The organism is Streptomyces sp. NPDC087270, assembly GCF_044744625.1.
In the GTDB taxonomy this organism is placed as follows: Bacteria; Actinomycetota; Actinomycetes; order Streptomycetales; family Streptomycetaceae; genus Actinacidiphila.
Window position 1 is genome coordinate 137,586 of sequence record NZ_JBIUYR010000014.1, and the last position, 17,527, is coordinate 155,112.

At 73.8% G+C, this 17,527-nt stretch carries 19 protein-coding genes; 13 read left to right on the plus strand and 6 right to left on the minus strand.

Features of this window, described 5'->3' with window-relative positions:
• Positions 1 to 355 precede the first annotated feature (355 nt).
• Positions 356 to 769 carry a thioredoxin family protein gene (locus tag ACIPAE_RS26570; protein ID WP_328472240.1) on the minus strand — a complete coding sequence of 138 codons (414 nt, stop codon included), beginning with the start codon at positions 767 to 769 and terminating at the stop codon, positions 356 to 358.
• Between the two features lie 182 nt (positions 770 to 951).
• Between ACIPAE_RS26570 and ACIPAE_RS26575 the strand changes: the two genes are divergently transcribed.
• Positions 952 to 1,362, plus strand: a complete 411-nt coding sequence (locus tag ACIPAE_RS26575) for a DUF4395 domain-containing protein (RefSeq protein WP_329362435.1) — start codon at positions 952 to 954, stop codon at positions 1,360 to 1,362.
• A 33-nt stretch (positions 1,363 to 1,395) separates the two neighbouring features.
• Here the strand turns inward: ACIPAE_RS26575 and ACIPAE_RS26580 are convergent, their stop codons facing one another.
• The 4 genes from ACIPAE_RS26580 to ACIPAE_RS26595 form a co-directional block, all read right to left on the minus strand.
• Positions 1,396 to 1,995: a transglutaminase family protein gene (locus ACIPAE_RS26580; RefSeq protein ID WP_402448415.1), complete on the minus strand. Its 600-nt coding sequence runs from the start codon at positions 1,993 to 1,995 to the stop codon at positions 1,396 to 1,398.
• Between the two features lie 68 nt (positions 1,996 to 2,063).
• Positions 2,064 to 3,182 carry a low specificity L-threonine aldolase gene (locus ACIPAE_RS26585; RefSeq protein ID WP_366410669.1) on the minus strand — a complete coding sequence of 373 codons (1,119 nt, stop codon included), beginning with the start codon at positions 3,180 to 3,182 and terminating at the stop codon, positions 2,064 to 2,066.
• On the minus strand, positions 3,161 to 3,916 hold the full coding sequence (locus tag ACIPAE_RS26590; RefSeq protein WP_328472232.1) for an SDR family oxidoreductase: 756 nt from the start codon (positions 3,914 to 3,916) through the stop codon (positions 3,161 to 3,163). Before ACIPAE_RS26590 ends, ACIPAE_RS26585 begins: the two co-directional genes overlap by 22 nt.
• 23 nt (positions 3,917 to 3,939) lie before the next feature.
• Positions 3,940 to 5,337 (minus strand): DUF6421 family protein, encoded by a 1,398-nt coding sequence (locus tag ACIPAE_RS26595; RefSeq protein ID WP_402448418.1) that lies wholly within the window; start codon positions 5,335 to 5,337, stop codon positions 3,940 to 3,942.
• 339 nt (positions 5,338 to 5,676) lie between these two features.
• Between ACIPAE_RS26595 and ACIPAE_RS26600 the strand changes: the two genes are divergently transcribed.
• From ACIPAE_RS26600 to ACIPAE_RS26615, 4 genes are all read left to right on the plus strand, one after another.
• Positions 5,677 to 6,378 (plus strand): glycerophosphodiester phosphodiesterase, encoded by a 702-nt coding sequence (locus tag ACIPAE_RS26600; protein WP_402448422.1) that lies wholly within the window; start codon positions 5,677 to 5,679, stop codon positions 6,376 to 6,378.
• Positions 6,379 to 6,559: 181 nt separating this feature from the next.
• Positions 6,560 to 7,465 (plus strand): ABC transporter substrate-binding protein, encoded by a 906-nt coding sequence (locus tag ACIPAE_RS26605; protein ID WP_366410666.1) that lies wholly within the window; start codon positions 6,560 to 6,562, stop codon positions 7,463 to 7,465.
• Between the two features lie 125 nt (positions 7,466 to 7,590).
• Complete coding sequence (locus ACIPAE_RS26610; protein ID WP_402448507.1) at positions 7,591 to 8,412, plus strand: amino acid ABC transporter permease; 822 nt, start codon at positions 7,591 to 7,593, stop codon at positions 8,410 to 8,412.
• Between the two features lie 206 nt (positions 8,413 to 8,618).
• On the plus strand, positions 8,619 to 9,371 hold the full coding sequence (locus ACIPAE_RS26615; protein WP_329373688.1) for an amino acid ABC transporter ATP-binding protein: 753 nt from the start codon (positions 8,619 to 8,621) through the stop codon (positions 9,369 to 9,371).
• Between the two features lie 40 nt (positions 9,372 to 9,411).
• On the opposite strand, the gene ACIPAE_RS26620 is transcribed toward ACIPAE_RS26615, so the two are convergent.
• Entirely contained in the window at positions 9,412 to 9,945 is a 534-nt protein-coding gene (locus ACIPAE_RS26620; RefSeq protein WP_329362452.1) for a GNAT family N-acetyltransferase, read from the minus strand.
• A 287-nt stretch (positions 9,946 to 10,232) separates the two neighbouring features.
• On the opposite strand from ACIPAE_RS26620, the gene ACIPAE_RS26625 reads away from it, so the two are divergent.
• The 8 genes from ACIPAE_RS26625 (at position 10,233) to ACIPAE_RS26660 (ending at position 17,379) form a co-directional block, all read left to right on the plus strand.
• Entirely contained in the window at positions 10,233 to 10,877 is a 645-nt protein-coding gene (locus ACIPAE_RS26625; protein ID WP_402448425.1) for a DUF5134 domain-containing protein, read from the plus strand.
• A gap of 108 nt (positions 10,878 to 10,985) precedes the next feature.
• Entirely contained in the window at positions 10,986 to 11,924 is a 939-nt protein-coding gene (locus ACIPAE_RS26630) for a M56 family metallopeptidase (protein WP_329362456.1), read from the plus strand.
• Positions 11,925 to 12,008: 84 nt separating this feature from the next.
• The gene (locus ACIPAE_RS26635; protein ID WP_402448428.1) at positions 12,009 to 12,842 is read left to right on the plus strand and encodes an HAD family hydrolase; all 834 of its coding nucleotides are present in this window, start codon (positions 12,009 to 12,011) and stop codon (positions 12,840 to 12,842) included.
• A gap of 139 nt (positions 12,843 to 12,981) precedes the next feature.
• Positions 12,982 to 13,635, plus strand: a complete 654-nt coding sequence (locus ACIPAE_RS26640) for a helix-turn-helix domain-containing protein (RefSeq protein ID WP_366410663.1) — start codon at positions 12,982 to 12,984, stop codon at positions 13,633 to 13,635.
• 96 nt (positions 13,636 to 13,731) lie between these two features.
• Entirely contained in the window at positions 13,732 to 14,409 is a 678-nt protein-coding gene (locus tag ACIPAE_RS26645) for a uracil-DNA glycosylase (protein ID WP_328472212.1), read from the plus strand.
• A 26-nt stretch (positions 14,410 to 14,435) separates the two neighbouring features.
• Positions 14,436 to 15,287, plus strand: coding sequence for a phospholipid scramblase-related protein (locus ACIPAE_RS26650; RefSeq protein ID WP_329362463.1), 852 nt, complete (start codon positions 14,436 to 14,438; stop codon positions 15,285 to 15,287).
• Between the two features lie 3 nt (positions 15,288 to 15,290).
• Positions 15,291 to 16,349 carry an N-acetylglucosamine kinase gene (locus ACIPAE_RS26655; protein WP_402448433.1) on the plus strand — a complete coding sequence of 353 codons (1,059 nt, stop codon included), beginning with the start codon at positions 15,291 to 15,293 and terminating at the stop codon, positions 16,347 to 16,349.
• 136 nt (positions 16,350 to 16,485) lie between these two features.
• Positions 16,486 to 17,379 (plus strand): hypothetical protein, encoded by an 894-nt coding sequence (locus ACIPAE_RS26660; RefSeq protein WP_328472206.1) that lies wholly within the window; start codon positions 16,486 to 16,488, stop codon positions 17,377 to 17,379.
• Positions 17,380 to 17,527: the final 148 nt, after the last annotated feature.

The following is a 17,527-nucleotide window of genomic DNA, read 5'->3' on the forward strand; positions in this document are numbered from 1 at the left end:
GGACCGGGCGGCACACGCGGGCGTGTCGGCCGGATGCGGCAGCGGCAGGAGGGCTCTGCGGCGAGTCACGGGACATCACGTCAGACTGACGATTCGCGGCGTCAACCGTCAAGAGCACACGGGCAGATGCAAGGACCGTCACACCGTCCCCGCGTCGCGCCGGACGGGTGCCAAAGCGACCCGATGCCGCCCCCGCGACCGGCCCGGCCCCCGCCGCCGCCGACCGCGCTCCGGCTCACCGCCGCCGCCCGCGGAACGGCGTCCGCGGACCGCCGCGCCCAGACCCCCCGCGCTCAGAACCCGCGTTCAGACCGCGGAACGCCGTCCGCGGACCCCCGCGCTCAGACCCCCGCGCTCAGACCGCGGCGCCCAGCGCGGCGATCACGTCGGCCGTACGCGGCTGTCCTGCCGCCCTGCGCACCACCGCGCCCTGCGCGTCGAGCACGAACACGGTCGGGGTCTTCAGCACGTCCAGCCGCCGCACCAGTTCGAGATGCGCCTCGGCGTCGATCTCCACGTGCCGCACGCCGTCCACCATGCCCGCCACCTCACCCAGCACCCGCCGGGTGGCGCGGCAGGGCGCGCAGAAGGCGCTGGAGAACTGCACCAGCGTGGCCCGCTCCCCCAGCGGCTCCCCGAGGTCGTCGGCCGTCAGCCGCTGCCCGCCGTCCTTGGCCCGCACCCTGATCCTCCCGTCCCGGCGCCGGTGCACGATCCCGTAGCCACTCGCGGCCACGAGCACGGCCAGGCAGACGATCAGTCCGGTCACGGCGGTCGCGCCTCCCTCGTCGTTCGTTCGTGCCCCGTCGCGTCCCTCGCGCCGCGGGCGTCCTCGCACCACGTGCCTACGGGCCCGCCGGCCACGCCGGCAAGCCCACCGTGGGCAGCGTTCACGCGACCGCAATGATTCCCGTGGGTGCGGCACGCCGTCCTTGGGCGATGATTCCAGCCATGCAGATCGATGTACGAGGGCCCCGCTTCGGTGCCGCGGTGACCACGGTGGTCCTCGCGGTGGTGCTGGTCACCGGCAGCGGCTGGCTGCTGGCGGCGCAGGCGGTCGTCTTCGCCGTCGGCGCGGCGGCCGGCGTGTCCAGGTCGCCCTACGGATGGGCGTTCCGGGTCCTGCTCCGGCCGCGGCTCGGGCCGCCGACCGCGACGGAGGACGCGGCGCCGCCGCGTTTCGCGCAGGCCGTCGGGCTGTTCTTCGCGGTGCTCGGCACCATCGGCTACCTGGTCGGGCCGCAGTGGCTGGGCCTGGCGGCCGCCGCGTGCGCGCTGGCCGCCGCCTTCCTCAACGCGGTGTTCGCCTACTGCCTGGGCTGCGAGATGTACCTGCTGCTGAAGCGGGCCACGGCCGCCTGAGCGGGGACCGGCCGGGGTCCGGGACCGCCGGTCTCACTCCAGCGCGGTCGGCAGCCGTGCCGCCAGTTCCGTACGGTCGGCGGACTCCCGCAGCGCGGCGAGCACCGCTGCGGGCGGGGCCGCGTACACCGTCGGGTAATCGTACTCGCCGCTCTCGGGCCGCACGGGGAAGGCCAGCCGCTCCCGGCCGAGGGAGAAGTGGGCGTCGACACCGGGTTTGTTGCCGCGCGGGTCCTGCCGGGTCCAGCGGTCGCCGCCGGGCAGCAGCAGCGCGACGAGCCCGTGCACGACCGGCCGGCCGTCGTCCTCGGTGAGGCGCTGGTAGCACAGCCCCGCGGGGATGCCCTCGGCGCGCAGCAGGGCGGCCAGGGCGTGGGACTTGGCGTAGCAGATCCCGTTGCGGGTGCGCAGCACCTCGGAGGCGCGCCAGCTGACGCGGTCGTCGCCGCTGTCGAAGGAGTGCGGCACCTCGTCGCGCACGTAGTCGTACGCGGCCTTCGCATACCCATACGGCGTGGGTGCGGCGGAGCGCAGCAGCGCGGCGGTCTGCCGGACCTGCGGGTGGTCGTGGTCGAGCACCTCGTCGGCGCCGAGATACGCGGAGAGGTCGGTGGTTTCCGGGATGGGTTCCATGCTGGAGGAGCCTACGGAGCCACCGACCTCTCGATCAATCACTTTACGAAGCTACGCATATTCATGCGCTATCCGGCTCGCATCTCCTCGGCGATCGCGGCGGCGAAGCCGTCCACGTCCTCCTCGGTGGTGTCGAAGGAGCACATCCAGCGCACCTCGCCGGTCGCCTCGTCCCAGAAGTAGAAGCGGTAGCGCTTCTGCAACCGCTCGCTGACCTCGCGGGGCAGCAGCGCGAACACCGCGTTGGCCTGGACCCGTTGGGTGACCGTCACCCCGTCGATGTCCCGCACCGCGCGCTCCAGGCGGCGGGCCATCGCGTTGGCGTGCGAGGCGCTGCGCAGCCACAGGTCGCCGGCGAACAGCGCCTCGAACTGCACGGACACGAAGCGCATCTTGGACGCGAGCTGCATGGACAGCTTGCGCAGGTGCTTGAGCGCGCGGACCCGCTCGGGGTTGAGCACGACCACGCACTCGCCGAGCAGCAGGCCGTTCTTGGTGCCGCCGACCGACAGGATGTCCGCGCCCGCGTCGGTGGTGAAGCTGGACAGCGGCTGCCCCAGGCTCGCGGCGGCGTTGGCGATCCGGGCGCCGTCGATGTGCACGGCCATGCCCAGCGCGTGGGCGTGGTCGCAGATCGCCTTGATCTCCTCCGGGGTGTAGCAGGTGCCCAGCTCGGTGCTCTGGGTGATCGACACCACCTGCGGCTGCGCGCGGTGCTCGTCGTCGAAGCCGTACGCCTGCCGGTCGATCAGCTCGGGGGTGAGCTTGCCGTCCTCCGTGGGCACCGTGAGCAGCTTCAGGCCGCCGACCCGCTCGGGCGCGCCGCACTCGTCGACGTTGATGTGCGCGGACTCCGCGCAGATCACCGCGCCCCAGCGCTCGGTGACCGCCTGGAGGGAGGTGACGTTGGCGCCGGTGCCGTTGAAGACCGGGAAGACCTCGGCGGTCGGGCCGAAGTGGCCGCGGAAGAGCTCCTGGAGGTGGTCGGTGTACGCGTCGGCGCCGTAGGACACCTGGTGGCCGCCGTTGGCCAGGGCGAGTGCGGCCAGCACTTCGGGGTGCACCCCGGCGTAGTTGTCGCTGGCGAAGCCCCGGGTGCCCGGGTCGTGGCGCCGTATGGCGTCGGTGTCGCCGGTGGGGGTGGAGGTGGGGTCGGTGGACTCGGTCACGGTCGGGGCGTCAGCCACTGTCGGGTCCCGTTCACTTGCTGAGGGCTTGCGTTCCACACGTCCGCGATGGCCTCGGCGAGGTCGCGCACGTCGGTGAAGCCGGCGAATTTGGCGTTGGGGCGCTGGGCCCGCATCTCATCGTGCACCAGGGCCTTGATCACCAGTACGGTGGCCGCCGCGCTGGGGGCGTCACCGCCGAGCTTGCGGAACGAGTCGCCCATGGCCAGCGTCCACGCCTCGGCGGCGGCCTTGGCGGCGGCGTACGCCGCGTTGCCGGCCGTGGGCGCGCTGGCGCCGGCCGCGCTGATCAGGACGTACCGGCCGCCGGGGCTGCGCAGCAGGCCGTCGTGGAAGGCGAGGGTGGTGCGCTGGACGGTGCGCACCAGCAGGTCGTGCAGCACGTCCCAGTCGGCGAGTTCGGTCTCGGGGAAGGACGCGGAGCCGCGCCATCCGCCGACCAGGTGCACCAGGCCGTCGACCCGGCCGTGGTCCTTCTCGATCCGGCCGGCCCAGTCCTGCGCGGCCTCCAGGTCCAGCAGGTCCACCACCTCGCCGGTGATGTCGGCGCCGCCCGCGTCGTAGCGCGCGGCGTCGACCGCCTGCGCCAGCCGCTCGGGGTCCGCGTCGGCCGCGACCACATGGCTGCCGGCCCTGGCCAGCCGCTGGAGCACGGCCCGTCCGGCCGGTCCCGCCGCGCCCGCGACCGCGATCACCGCGCCGTCGAGCCCGCCTGTGTACGTGTCGGTCGTCATCTCCGCCTCCTCGCCTGCACCGGTCACGCGGCACCTCGCAGCGCGCTGTTCCCGGTGATGCCCCGGGTCGAGGCAATCGTCTCGCGGAGCTTCTTCGCAAGGGCCTCGTAGAACATGCTGAGCGGAAACTCGTCCGGCAGCACGTCGTCCACCAGCTTGCGCGGCGGGAGCGAGAGGTCCAGGGCGTCCGCGCCCTTGGCCCAGACCGAGCCGGGGTTCGGCGAGAGGTAGGTCGCGACCAGGTCGTAGGCGGCCAGCCAGTGCACGAGCTTGGGCCGGTCGATGCCGTCGCGGTAGAGCGTCTCGATCTCGCCGCACAGTTGCGTGGTGACCTGGGGCGCGCGCTCCCAGTCGATGTGCAGGGTGTTGTCCGTCCAGCGGACGGCGTCGTGCTTGTGCAGGTAGGCGAAGAGCAGCTGGCCGCCGAGGCCGTCGTAGTTGCGCACGCGCTCGCCGGTGACCGGGAAGCGGAAGAGCCGGTCGAAGAGGATCGCGTACTGCACTCCCAGGCCCATCGGGTGGCCCTCGGCCTGGAGTTTGACCGCCTCCTTGAAGGTGGTCAGGTCGCAGCGCAGCTCCTCCAGGCCGTACATCCAGAACGGGGCGCGCTGCTTGATCATGAACGGGTCGAACGGCAGGTCGCCGTGGCTGTGGGTGCGGTCGTGGATCATGTCCCACAGCACGTAGGTCTGCTGGGCGAGCTCCTGGTCGTCGACCAGGCGGGCGGCGTCCTCGGGCAGGTCGAGGCCGAGGGTGTCCACGGCGGCGGAGGTGACCGCGCGGAAGCGGGCGGCCTCGCGGTCGCAGAAGATCGCGCCCCAGGTCCAGCGGTCGGGCGCCTTGCGCACGGCGACGGTCTCGGGGAAGAGCACCGCGGAGTTGGTGTCGTAGCCCGGGGTGAAGTCCTCGAAGGTGATCGGCACGAACTGCGGGTTGTCGTAGCGGGTGCGCTCCAGCTCGGCGAGCCACTCCGGCCACACCACCCGGAAGACGACCGCTTCGAGGTTGCGGTCCGGGTTGCCGTTCTGGGTGTACATCGGGAAGACGACCAGGTGCTGGAGGCCGTCGCGCCGGTCGGCGGCGGGCTGGAAGGCCAGCAGCGAGTCGAGGAAGTCGGGTACGGCGAAGCCGCCGTCGGCCCAGTGGCGCAGGTCGGTGGTCAGGGCGCGGTGGTACGCCTCGTCGTGCGGCAGCAGCGGGGCGAGCTGTTCGAGGGCGTCGACGACGCGGCCGAGCGTGCGGGCGGCGTCGTCACGGGTGGGCGCGTCCTCGGCGTCGAAGTCGATCGAACCGTCCTTGCGCTGCCAGGGCCTGATCGCCTCGACCGCCTGCTTCAGCACGGGCCACTGGGGGTGTCCGAGCACGCCTTCGCCGGATATCCCGCCTCCGGTCGCCACCTTCGACGAAAGAACTTCGCCCATGACCCCTCCTCCACAAAAGAAACTGTCGTGCGAACAGCGTAGCCATGGCCGGGCCCCGTCTTCAAGGCCACTTCCTTGAGATTGTGCGGTCAAGGCCGCCGAAGGCCGTAGTTTTTACGGCTCGACTCCAGGATGGGGCGCTAAAAGTTGCGGTGAGCGCCGAGGTGTGCCCGGGGCGCGGCAAGGCCGGGCCGAGACCCGTGGCGGCACCCGGGAGGGCCGTCCGGGACGAGCCCGGGGCGGGCGTCGTGGCGGCGCCGGGGGCGGCGTCCGCCAGGCCGCTCAGGGGGCGCCGGGGCGGTCGGCCGGCAGGCCGGACGGTGGCACTAGGGTGCCCTCATGAGCTTCCTCACCGTGGGCCACCGCGGGGTCATGGGCGTCGAGCCGGAGAACACCCTGCGGTCCTTCCGCCGCGCGGAGCGCGAGGGCGTGGACCAGGTCGAACTGGACCTGCACCTGAGCAAGGACGGCGCCCTGGTCGTCATGCACGACGCCTCGGTCGACCGCACCACCGACGGCGCCGGCCCGATCCGCGACCTCACCCTCGCCGAGATCCGCCGCCTGGACGCGGGGCAGGGCGAGGGCGTACCGGTCTTCGAGGAGGTCCTGGACCGCGTGACGTGCCCGATCCAGGCCGAGATCAAGGACACCGCGGCCGCAAGGGTGCTCGCCTCGGTGCTGCGCGAGCGCGACGAGACCGGCCGGGTCAGCGTGCTGTCCTTTCACGACGACGCCCTCGCCGAGATCCACACCCTGCTGCCCGAGGTCGCCACCGTGCTCGTCGCGAGCGACCTCGGCCCGGACATCGTGCCGCGCGCCCAGGCCGTCGGCGCCCGCCTGGTCAGCCTCGACCTCACCCAGCTCACCCTCGACGTCGTAAGCCGCTGCCACGCGGCCGGGATCGCCGTCATGGCCTGGAGCGTCAACACCCCGCAGGACTGGGCGCTGACCCGCGCGCTGGGCCTGGACGGCGCCGCCACCGACCTGCCGCCCGCGCTGGGCCGCGACCGCGCACCGGCGGACGGAGTCTCGGCGCCGTAAGGCGTCAGCCATACGGCGTAAGGCATGATCCCTAAGCCGTCAGCCGTCAGCGGTCACCTGACGCGATGACATCGCGACCGACCGCGTACGGCCGGAAACACCGCGGACACAAAGGTCCGGCATCCGGACGGAGTGCCGAATGGCGTGGACAGATCGGCCCACCGGGTGCCAAGGTCCCGCCATGCGTCCCGCGATCCTCCCGTCCCGTCATCGCGCGGCCCTCGCCGCGGCCGCCCTGCTCACCCTGGCCCTGGCCGCCTGCTCCCCGCAGGACGACGGCGACTCCTCGGCGGCGTCCTCGCCGTCCGGCAGCGCCTCCGGCACGACCGCCGGCGCGTGCAGCCCCGGCGGGCTCGCCACCCGCACCGCGGGCAAGTTCACCGTCGGCACCGACAACCCGGCGTACGACCCCTGGTTCGTCGACGACAAGCCGTCCAACGGCAAGGGCTACGAGTCGGCCGTCGCCTATGCGGTGGCGAAGCAACTCGGCTACACCGGCGACCAGGTGGTCTGGCAGAAGGTGCCGTTCAACAGCGCCTTCTCCCCGGGTGCCAAGAACTTCGACGTGGACATCAACCAGGTCTCGATCACCCCCGAGCGCCGCAAGACGGTGGACTTCTCCCCCGGCTACTACGACGTGCGGCAGGCGGTCGTCGCGCCCAAGGGCTCGAAGATCGCCGGGGCGCACTCGCTGGCCGACCTGAAGAACGCGAAGCTCGGCGCCCAGGTCGGCACCACCAGCCTCGATGTCATCGACGACCTGGTGAAGCCCACCAAGCAGCCCGCGGTCTTCCAGCGCAACGACCTCGCGGTGGCCGCCCTCAAGAACGGCCAGGTGGACGGCATCGTGGTCGACCTGCCCACCGCCTTCTACGTCACCGGCGCCCAGGTCACCGACGCCAAGGTGATCGGGCAGTTCTCCACCACGGGCACCGCACCGGAGCAGTTCGGGCTGGTGCTGGACAAGGGCAGCAAGCTCACGCCGTGCGTCTCGCAGGCGGTCACGGCGCTGCGCAAGGACGGCACGCTCGCCGCGCTGGAGAAGAAGTGGCTGTCGGACGCGGTGAACGCCCCGGTGCTCAAGTGACCGTCCAGGACGGGCCGGAGCGCGGCGGCGGGGACGTCGCCGCGCCCGCGCCACCGGCCGCGGCGCGGGACCTCGACGGCGGTACGACGAGTGCCCCTGACGAGTACCGCCCCTCGGCGCGGCGGATCGCCCGGGAGCGCTACCGGCGCACCCGCACCCGCCGCGCGTTCGCCGTCGCCACGGCCAGCACCCTGGCGACGGCCGCCGTGCTGTACGCACTGATCGTCAACTCGCCCGGCTGGGACCGCACCCGGCAGACGTTCTTCGACGCCCACTACGCGCGGATCTCCCTCCACCCGATCCTGCACGGCCTGTGGCTGAACCTGCGGCTGCTGGCGGTGTGCGGCGCGGTCGTCCTGGTCGCCGGGCTGCTGATGGCGCTGCTGCGCACCCTGCGCGGCCCGGTGTTCTTCCCCGTCCGCGCCCTGGCGACGGCCTACGTGGACTTCTTCCGCGGGCTGCCGCTGATCATCTGCATCCTGCTGTGCGTCTTCGGCATCCCCGCGCTGCGGCTGACCGGGGTGACCAACAACCCCGTGCTGCTCGGCGCGTTCGCGCTCTGCCTGACCTACACCGCCTACGTGGCCGAGGTGTTCCGCGCGGGCATCGAGAGCGTGCACCCCAGCCAGCGCGCCGCCGCCCGCTCGCTCGGCCTCAGCAACGCCCAGGCGATGCGCTACGTCGTGCTGCCGCAGGCCGTCCGCCGGGTGGTGCCCCCGCTCCTCAACGACCTGGTCTCCCTGCAGAAGGACACCGGCCTGGTCTCGATCGGCGGCGCGGTGGACGCGGTCTACGCCGCGCAGATCATCGCCAGCCGCGACTTCAACTACACGCCCTACGTCATCGCGGGCCTGATCTTCGTGGCGATCACCATCCCCATGACGCGCTTCACCGACTGGGTGGCCGCGCGGATGAACCGGCGGCAGTCGCAAGGAGGCGCGGTATGAGCGCGGAAGGCCGCCCGGCGGACGGGCCGAAGACCGGCGGGGCCGAGACCGGCAAGGCGAAGACCGGCGGGGCGAAGGAAGCCGGGGTGCACCCCGGTGGGGCGAAGGACATCGGGGCGACGGGCCTGGGGGACGGGCCCGGCGACGCGGGTGGACGGCCGGCCGCCGCACCCGTACCCGTACCCGTACCCGGGGCTGAACCCGCGTTGGGCGCCGAACCCGTGCTGCGGCTGGAGGCCGTCCGCAAGACCTACGGCGACACCGTGGTGCTGCGCGACATCGCGCTCGACGTGCCCGCGCACACCGTCACCGCGCTGATCGGCGCGTCCGGCTCGGGCAAGTCCACGCTGCTGCGCTGCGCGAACCTGCTGGAGGACGTCGACGACGGCGCGATCTTCCTGGACGGCGAGGACATCACCGACCCGCGCACCGACGTCGACGACGTACGGCGCCGGATCGGCGTCGTCTTCCAGGCGTACAACCTCTTCCCGCACATGACGGTGCTGGACAACATCACCCTCGCGCCCCGCCGCGTGCACAAGGAGCCGCGCCCGCAGGCCGAGGCCCGGGCCCGGGAACTGCTGGAGCGGCTCGGCCTGGCCGACCGCGCCCGCGAGTACCCGGACCGGCTCAGCGGCGGCCAGCAGCAGCGGGTCGCGCTGCTGCGGGCGGTCGCGACCCGGCCGCGCCTGCTGCTCCTCGACGAGATCACCGCCGCGCTCGACCCGGAACTGGTCGGCGAGGTGCTCGCGGTGGTCCGTGACCTCAAGGAGGAGGGCATGACGATGGTGATCGCCACCCACGAGATGGCCTTCGCCCGCGAGGTCGCCGACCAGGTGTGCTTCCTCGACGGCGGGGTGATCCTGGAGCGCGGCACCCCCGCCGAGGTCTTCGGCGCCCCCCGCGAGCGGCGTACCCAGGACTTCCTGCGGCGCATCACGGCGGCCGGGCGGCTGTGAGCGCGGCGCCGGACCGAGGCCGTACGGCAGGCGGCCGCGGTCAGCCGAGCCGCTTCGTCAGCAGCTCGAACTCCAGGTCGTCGCGGGTGGGGCGGCCGAACCGCTCCTGGCCGTAGGGGAAGGGCGACATCTCGCCGGTGCGGGAGTAGCCGCGGCGCTCGTACCAGGCGATCAGCTCCTCGCGGGCGCTGATCACCGTCATGTGCATCTCGGACACGCCCCACTCCTTCGCGGCGACGTGCTCGGCCTCGGCGATGATCACCTTGCCGAGGCCGGCGCCCTGGAGCGAGGGGCGGACCGCGAACATGCCGAAGTAGGCGTGCAGGCCGCGGTGTTCGAGCTGGCAGCAGGCCACCAGTTCACCGTCGCGCTCGACCACCAGCATCATGCCGTCCGGCTTCTCCACCACGTCCAGCACGCCCTGCGGGTCGGTCCGCTGCCCCTCGATGAGGTCCGCCTCGGTGGTCCACCCGGTTCGGCTGGTGTCGCCGCGGTAGGCGGACTCGACCAGGGCCACGAGCTCGGTCACGTCGGCGGGGGTCGCGGGGCGGAAGCTGAGGGATGCGGTGTCCATGCCGGTCAGGCTACCGAAGGCGGCCACCGTCGCCGAGGCCCGTGCGCCGGCCGGCGGGCGGCACCCCCGCGCGTGGCGCCGCCCCCGCCGAGGGGGCGCGCGCCGGTCCGGCGCACTCCCCCGGGCGATCCCGTGCGCTCGGCTGCGCGCCCGCCTGGCCGGGTAGGACCCGAACGGACAGGCGGACCGGACGGGACCGGGCCGCGGCTGTGCCGGGGTGGAGTGGGCGTGCCGGTCGGGGCGGCTCGGCACGGCTCGGAGCAGGGCGGACGGGAGGGGGATCACCGATGCGCGAACCGCTGCTGGTCGCATGGCTCCTCGTGGCGCTGAGCGCGGCCGCCGCCGTGTCGTGCCTGGTGCGCGCCGAGGACAAAGACGAGGCGGTGATGGGCGCCGGCATGGCGGTGATGGCCGTGCCGGTCTCCGTGCTCGACCCGCACCGCTGGGCCGCCCCCGTCTTCGCCGTCGTCTACGCGATGGCCGCGCTGCGCGCCGTGCTCCCCGGCCGGCACCCCTCGGGCCACCGGGTGCACCACGTGGTCTGCTCGGCCGCCATGGTCTACATGGCGTTCGCCATGGCGCGGGCCGCGCCGTCCGGGGCGGGGCACACCATGGTGATGGGCGGCGCGGGCAGCTCCGCGCTGACCGGCCTGTTCCTCCTCTACTTCGCGGTCTACGTGCTGCGTACGGGCGTACGGCTCGCGTACGCGCCCGTGCCCGTTGCGGCGCCCGGCGGGTTGATACCCGGCGCCGCGACGGTCGCTGCCACGGTCGCCGGACCGGCCGCCGCGCCATCGGGCGGAGCCTCACCCGGACCGTCGCCACACGCGCCGTCGCGCGGGCGGGTACAGCTGCGGCACGCCCCCGAGGTGGCCGTCGCCTGCCGGGTCTCGATGGCGCTGGGCATGGTCGTCATGCTGCTCGTCATGTGAGCCGCGCGGCCCGGCCGGTCCCGACGGCCGCGCGGACCCGGTGAGTCGTGCGTCACATCGGCGCGCTGCCACGTCCCTGTGAGCAAGGCGACTCCTAGGGTGATCAGCATGACGGTCCCGTTCGTGCTGCTGGTTCTCGGCGCACTGGCGGCGGCGACGGCGCCGCGTCTGCTCGCACGTGCCGACTGGCCCGAGCGCGAGCCGGTACTCGCCCTGTGGGTGTGGCAGTGCGTGGTCGCCGCGGTGCTGCTGTGCTGCGTGTCGGCGATGGCGCTCACCGCCTCGGCCGCCTGGGTGGCGGTCCGCGGCCACGTCTTCGCGTTCGCGCCGCGCGGCGTCGAGGACGCCTACGGGCTGCCCGGATACGGCCGGTGGGCCGGCGCGCTCGCGGTCCTGCTCGCGCTCGGCGGCGTGTGGACCGCGGCGATGCTCACCCGCGAGGTGCGCACCGCCCGGGGCCGGCGGCGCTCCCGCCGGGCCGAACTCCAGGTGCGCGCGCCCCGGCTGCCCGGCGAGTCCGTGCCGCCCGGCGAGCGGCTGGTGGTGCTGGAGGACCCCCGTTCCGACGCGTGGTGGCTGTCCGGCGCGGAGCCGCGACTGGTGATCACCACGGCCGCGCTCGGCCGGCTCAAGGGACGCCAACTCGACGCCGTCATCGCCCACGAGCAGGGCCACGCCCGCGCCCGGCACGACCTCCTGCTGCACTGCGCGGGCGCGCTCGCCGGCGGGTTCCCCCAGGTCCCCGTCTTCGCCGCCTTCCGCGACCAGGTCCACCACCTGATCGAACTCGCCGCCGACGACACCGCGTCGCGCCGGTTCGGCCGCCTCACCACCGCCCTCGCGCTGGTCGAACTCAACGAGCCGCGCGGGGTCTTCGGTCCCTCCCCCGGGCCGCTCGCCGAACTCCCCGGCCGCGTCAACCGCCTGCTGGCACCGGTCCCGCGGCTCCCCGTCGCGCAACGGCTGCGGCTGACCGTCCTGTCGCTGCTGGTCCCGGCCGTCCCCCTGATCATCACCTTCGGCCCCGGCCTGCACGCCCTGACCTGACCTGCCGGGTGCGGCGACCCGCCCCGCCGGCCCGGCCGTCCGAAAACACACCGTGCACCCGAACCGCCCCGGAACGCGTCTGGAATGCTGGAGCCGAGCGACCACTACCGGGGAGGCACCATCAAGGCGGTCATGTTCGATTTCTCGGGCACCCTGTTCCGGATCGAGCCCTGCGAGCGATGGCTCAGGGGCGCGCTCGCGGCCGAGGGCATCGAGGTCGCGGACGACGAAGTCATCAAGTACGCACAGGAGTTGGAGCGGGTCGGCGCGCAGCCCGGCGGGCAGTCGCCCACCGCGGTGCCGGCGGACCTGGTCGAGGTGTGGCAGGCGCGGGACCTGACCGCGGAGCTGCACCGGGAGGCGTACACGGCCCTGTCCCGCGCGGCGGGGCTGCCGTGGGACGTGCACGACGCGCTGTACGAACGGCACCGCACCCCCGCGGCGTGGCAGCCGTATCCGGACACCGCCCAGGTGCTGGCCGGGCTGCGCGAGCGCGGGGTGCCGGTGGCGGTGGTGAGCAACATCGGCTGGGACCTGCGCCCGATCTTCCGGGTGCACGGCGTGGCGGACGACATCGACGCCTTCGTGCTCAGCTACGAGCACGAAGTGCAGAAGCCGGACCCACGGCTGTTCCAGGTGGCGCTGGAGGCGCTCGGCGTCACCGGCGACGCGGTGCGGGAAGCGGTGATGGTCGGGGACAACGCGGCGGCCGACGGCGGCGCGGCGGCCCTGGGCTGCCGGTTCCTGCTGGTGGACCCGCTGCCGGTCGCGGACCGGCCCGACGCGCTGCTCGCCGTGCTGGACCCGCCCGTCGGTACGGAGCCGGACCCTGCGGAGCCTGTCGGTACGGAGCCCGTCGGTACGGAGCCGGACCGTGCGGAAAGCGCTCACCGGGAGCCGGAGCGGCACGAGCCGTAGGGAGTACATCGGGCGCCCGCTCCGGCGATCCCCCGTGTCGCCGGAGCCGGCGCCCGATCCCCGTACACCCGCCATCCATCTGGCCCGGCGAGCCGCGTTGAGTATATTGGCTCGCAGCCAGTCAACGCAGGAGTTCATCATGTCCCCTCGTAGCGCATCGGTCAATGAAGCGATGCGTCAGCGTTCGATCGATCGCCTCCTGCAGGCGACCGTCGAACTGGTCGAGGAGCGCGGCTACGAGGCCACGACGCTGGCCGACATCACGCGACGGGCCGGTTCCGCCCGCGGCCTGGTGTCGTACTACTACTCGGGCAAGCGCGCGCTGGTGCAGTCCGCGGTGCACCGGTTGATGAACCAGGAGCTGACCGCGGCGCTGGACGCGGAGCCGGCCCCGGCCGACGGCGACGAGGTGCTGGCGCGGGCGATCGACGCCATCCTCGGGCTGACCGTCACGCACACCAAGCTGATGCGCATCCACATGGCCCAGATACTCGCGGACGAGGGCTTCATCCAGTGCCCGGAGCAGCAGCGGCTGGCGGCGCTGCTGGAGCTGGCGGTGACGCGGTGGGGCGCGCAGGCGCCGCAGGAGGAGTACCGGCTGCTGCGGGCACTGCTGATGGGCGCGACCGTGGCCCTGCTGCTGCCGGGGGCGCCGATGCCGGTGGCCCGGCTGCGGGCGGAGCTGTTCCAGCGGTACGGCCTGAACTGGCAGGCGGGCTCGCCGCCTTGCCCGCAGGACCCGCGCGACCAGCAGGACCGGTCCGGGACCGCCCGCGCCGTCGAGGGCTCCTGACCGGGGCCCGGCACCTGGGAACGGGCCCGGCACCTGGCACCTTGATCGCGGACTCCGGTACACGGCACGGCTGTTGAGCCAGTAGAGTGACGGACCGTGACTGCGCGACCGTTGCACGAAATCGTCGAGGCGGGCTGGGCGAAGGCGCTCGAACCCGTGGCGGACCGGATCGCGGCGATGGGGGACTTCCTCCGGGCCGAGATCGCCGCCGGCCGCACCTACCTGCCGTCGGGGGCGAACGTGCTGCGCGCGTTCCAGCAGCCCTTCGACGAGGTGAAGGTGCTGATCGTCGGCCAGGACCCGTATCCGACACCGGGACACGCGGTCGGCCTGAGCTTCTCGGTGGCGCCGGACGTGCGGCCGCTGCCGGGCAGCCTGGAGAACATCTTCCGCGAGATGCACGGCGACATCGGCGCCCCCCGGCCGTCCAACGGCGACCTGACGCCCTGGACGCAGCAGGGCGTGCTGCTGCTCAACAGGGCGCTGACCACGGCGCCGCGCCGCCCGGCCGCGCACCGCGACAAGGGGTGGGAGCAGGTGACCGAGCAGGCGATCAGGGCGCTGGCCGGCCGCGGCCGCCCGCTGGTGTCGATCCTGTGGGGCCGCGACGCGCGCAACGCGCGGCCGCTGCTGGGCGAGCTGCCCGCGATCGAGTCCGCGCACCCGTCGCCGATGTCGGCGGACCGGGGCTTCTTCGGGTCGCGCCCCTTCAGCCGCGCCAACGATCTGCTGGCGCAGCAGGGCGCCCAACCGGTGAACTGGCAACTGCCCTGAGCCGCGCCCCACGGTAGTCTGCCCGGGTGACGACGCACTCCAACACCCCGGCCGGCTGGTACGCCGACCCGCAGGGCACTCCGAATCTGCTCCGGTACTGGGACGGCGCCCAGTGGACCGAGCACACCAACCCCGGCCAGGTCCCGGGCCAGCAGGGCGCGCCCAAGCAGGAGGGCGGCAACGCCTGGGAGCTGGACGTCAGCCGCACGCCCGACCCGTCGAAGATCCAGCACCAGGTCCAGGGCCAGGCCGGTGTGATGTCGCCCGGCTACGGCGGCGGCACCCTGTTCACCGAGCCGGTGCTCGTGGTGAACCAGAAGGCCAAGCTGATCGAGCTGGTCAACGAGTACACCGTCTTCGACCAGAACGGCCGCACCCTGGGCTCGGTGGTGGAGGTCGGCCAGAGCACCGCCAAGAAGGTGCTGCGGTTCGTCTCCAGCGTGGACCAGTTCCTCACCCACAAGCTGGAGGTGCGGGACGCCCAGGGCCAGCCGCACCTGGTGCTCACCCGCCCGGCGAAGTTCATCAAGTCCAAGGTGCTGGTGCACCGGGCGAACGGCGAGCCGCTGGGCGAGATCGTCCAGCAGAACGCCTTCGGCAAGATCAAGTTCGGCTTCATGTACAACGGCCAGCAGATAGGTGCGATCAAGGCCGAGAACTGGCGGGCCTGGAACTTCGCCATCGTGGACCACACCGACACCGAGATCGGCCGGATCACCAAGACCTGGGAAGGTCTGGCCAAGACGATGTTCACCACGGCCGACAACTACGTGCTGCAGATCCACCGGCAGCTCGCCGACCCGCTGCTGAGCATGGTCGTGGCGTCCGCGCTCACCGTGGACACCGCGCTCAAGCAGGACTCGCGCGGGCTCGGCTGAGGCGTGCGGCACTCCTCCTCCGACACCGGCCCCTCCTGGGTGCTGGGCGTCGACTCCGGCGGCTCCGGCGTGCGGGTGTCCCTCGCGCCCGCCGACGCGGTCACCGGCCCCACGCGGTCGGCGGACCGGACCGGGGCGCCCGCCACCGTGGACACCTCCGTGGCGACCGTTGCCGCCGCCGACCGCCCCGCCGTCACCGGGCCGCGCGGCATCGACGCGGCGAGCCTGCTGGAGCGCGTCCTGCCGCTCGTCGAGGGGCTGATGGCCGCCGCCGGGGCGCGGCGGATCGCGGCCGCCTGCGTCGGCGCGGCCGGGATGGCCACCCTCGGCGACGACCTGCGCGACCGCCTGCCGGACGCCCTCGCCGACGCCTTCGGGGTACGGCGCCTGGCGCTGGCCGGCGACGCCGTGACGGCGTACGCGGGCGCGCTCGGGCTGCGCCCCGGCGTGGTCGTGGCCGCGGGCACCGGCATGATCGCGCTCGGCACCTCGGCGGACGACGGCGGTTGGCGCCGCGCGGACGGCTGGGGCCATCTGCTGGGCGACGCCGGCGGCGGCGCCTGGATCGGCCGGGCCGGCCTGGACGCGGCGATGCGCGCCCACGACGGGCGCGCCGGCGGCTCGCCGGCGCTGCTGGCCGCGGCCGAGAAGCAGTTCGGGCCGCTGGACGCGATGCCGGGCCGGCTCTACCCGCGGCCGGACCGGGCGGCGGTGCTCGCCTCGTTCGCCCCGCAGGTGGCGCGCCACGCGGGCGACGACCCGGTGGCCGCCGGAATCCTGCGGCAGGCGGCGCGGCACATCCTGGAGTCGGCCGCCGCCGTACGGCCCGGCACCGGCCCGGTGGACGTGGCGCTGGCCGGCGGGCTGTTCAGGACGGGCGAGCCGCTGCTGGGGCCGCTGCGGGAACTGGCGGCCGAACTGCTGCCCGGTGCCACCCTCGTGCCGGCGGCGGGCGACCCGCTGGACGGCGCGGTGCTGATCGCCGGCGCCGCCCACCACGGCCACCTCACCCTGCCGCTCGACCCGGGGCTGCTCACGGTGACGGACCGCCCGGGCGCGTGAGGCCGGCGCCGCCCGTACCGGTCGGGCTCGCCCACTGACCGAACGTGACCGGTGAAACGGACACTTCTGGACAGGTCTGACCTCCTTCGCACCCGGGCGAACAAGCAGGTGGCGCAAGGCGTTAGCATGCGTCGCCATGAGCAATGCCACAGGGCCCGCCTCCGGCCTCCCCGTTCGAATGCCGCGTCCGCGCCAGCCGGGACGACACCGCCGCCCGGAGGCGCTCAGCGCGCCCGAGGGCTCGCCGGTGCTGGTCCTCGCCGTGCCGGGCACCCCGACCGCAGCGGCGCTCAGCCTGGCCGAGGAGGTCGTGAGCATCGCGCGCTCCGAGCTGTCCGGGCTCGACCCCCGGATCGCCTTCGTGGACGGCGAGGACGGCGACCTGGACGAGTTCCCGTCGCTGCGGGGCGTGCTGGACCAGGTGGCGGTGGAACGACCCGGAGAGGACACCTCGGCGGTCGTGGTGCCGCTGCTGGCCGGCCCCGAGGCGGCCGTGCTGCGCCGGATCAAGCAGGCGATGGTGGACAGCAAGGCGCAGGTGGAGCTGACCGACGTGCTCGGCCCGCACCCGCTGCTCGCCGAGGCGCTGCACGTCCGGCTGTCGGAGGCGGGCCTGGCCCGCGCCGACCGCGCCCGGCTGTTCACGGTCGCCACGGCGGCCGACGGCATCATCCTGGCCACGGTCGGCGGCGAGGAGGCGGCGCAGGCCGCCGGCGTGACCGGGCTGCTGCTGGCCGCGCGGCTCGCGGTGCCGGTGCTGGCCGCCGCGTTGGACGTGGACGGCGCGATCGCGGGCACCGCCGAGCAGTTGCGGTCCTCGGGCTCCTCCACGCTGGCGCTCGCGCCGTGCCTGATCGGCCCGGAGATCGCCCCGCAGCTCCTGCACACCGCGGCCGCGGAGGCGGGCTGCTCGGGCGCAGACGCGCTCGGGCCATACCCGGCGGTCGGCAAGCTCGTGGTGACGCAGTACGCGACGGCGCTGGGCATCGCGCTCCAGCCGGTGCAGCAGGGCGGCGCTCAGCAGCAGTGACAGGGGCTCCCCTGCCGCCCGTCACGGGGCCGCTGGGAGGCGAGCGGCGGGGGGGGGGGGGGGGGGGGGGGCGCGGGGGGGGGGCCCCCCCCGCCCCCGGGGGGGGGGGCGCGCCGGCGCGCGGCCCGGCGGGGGCGCGCGACGCCCG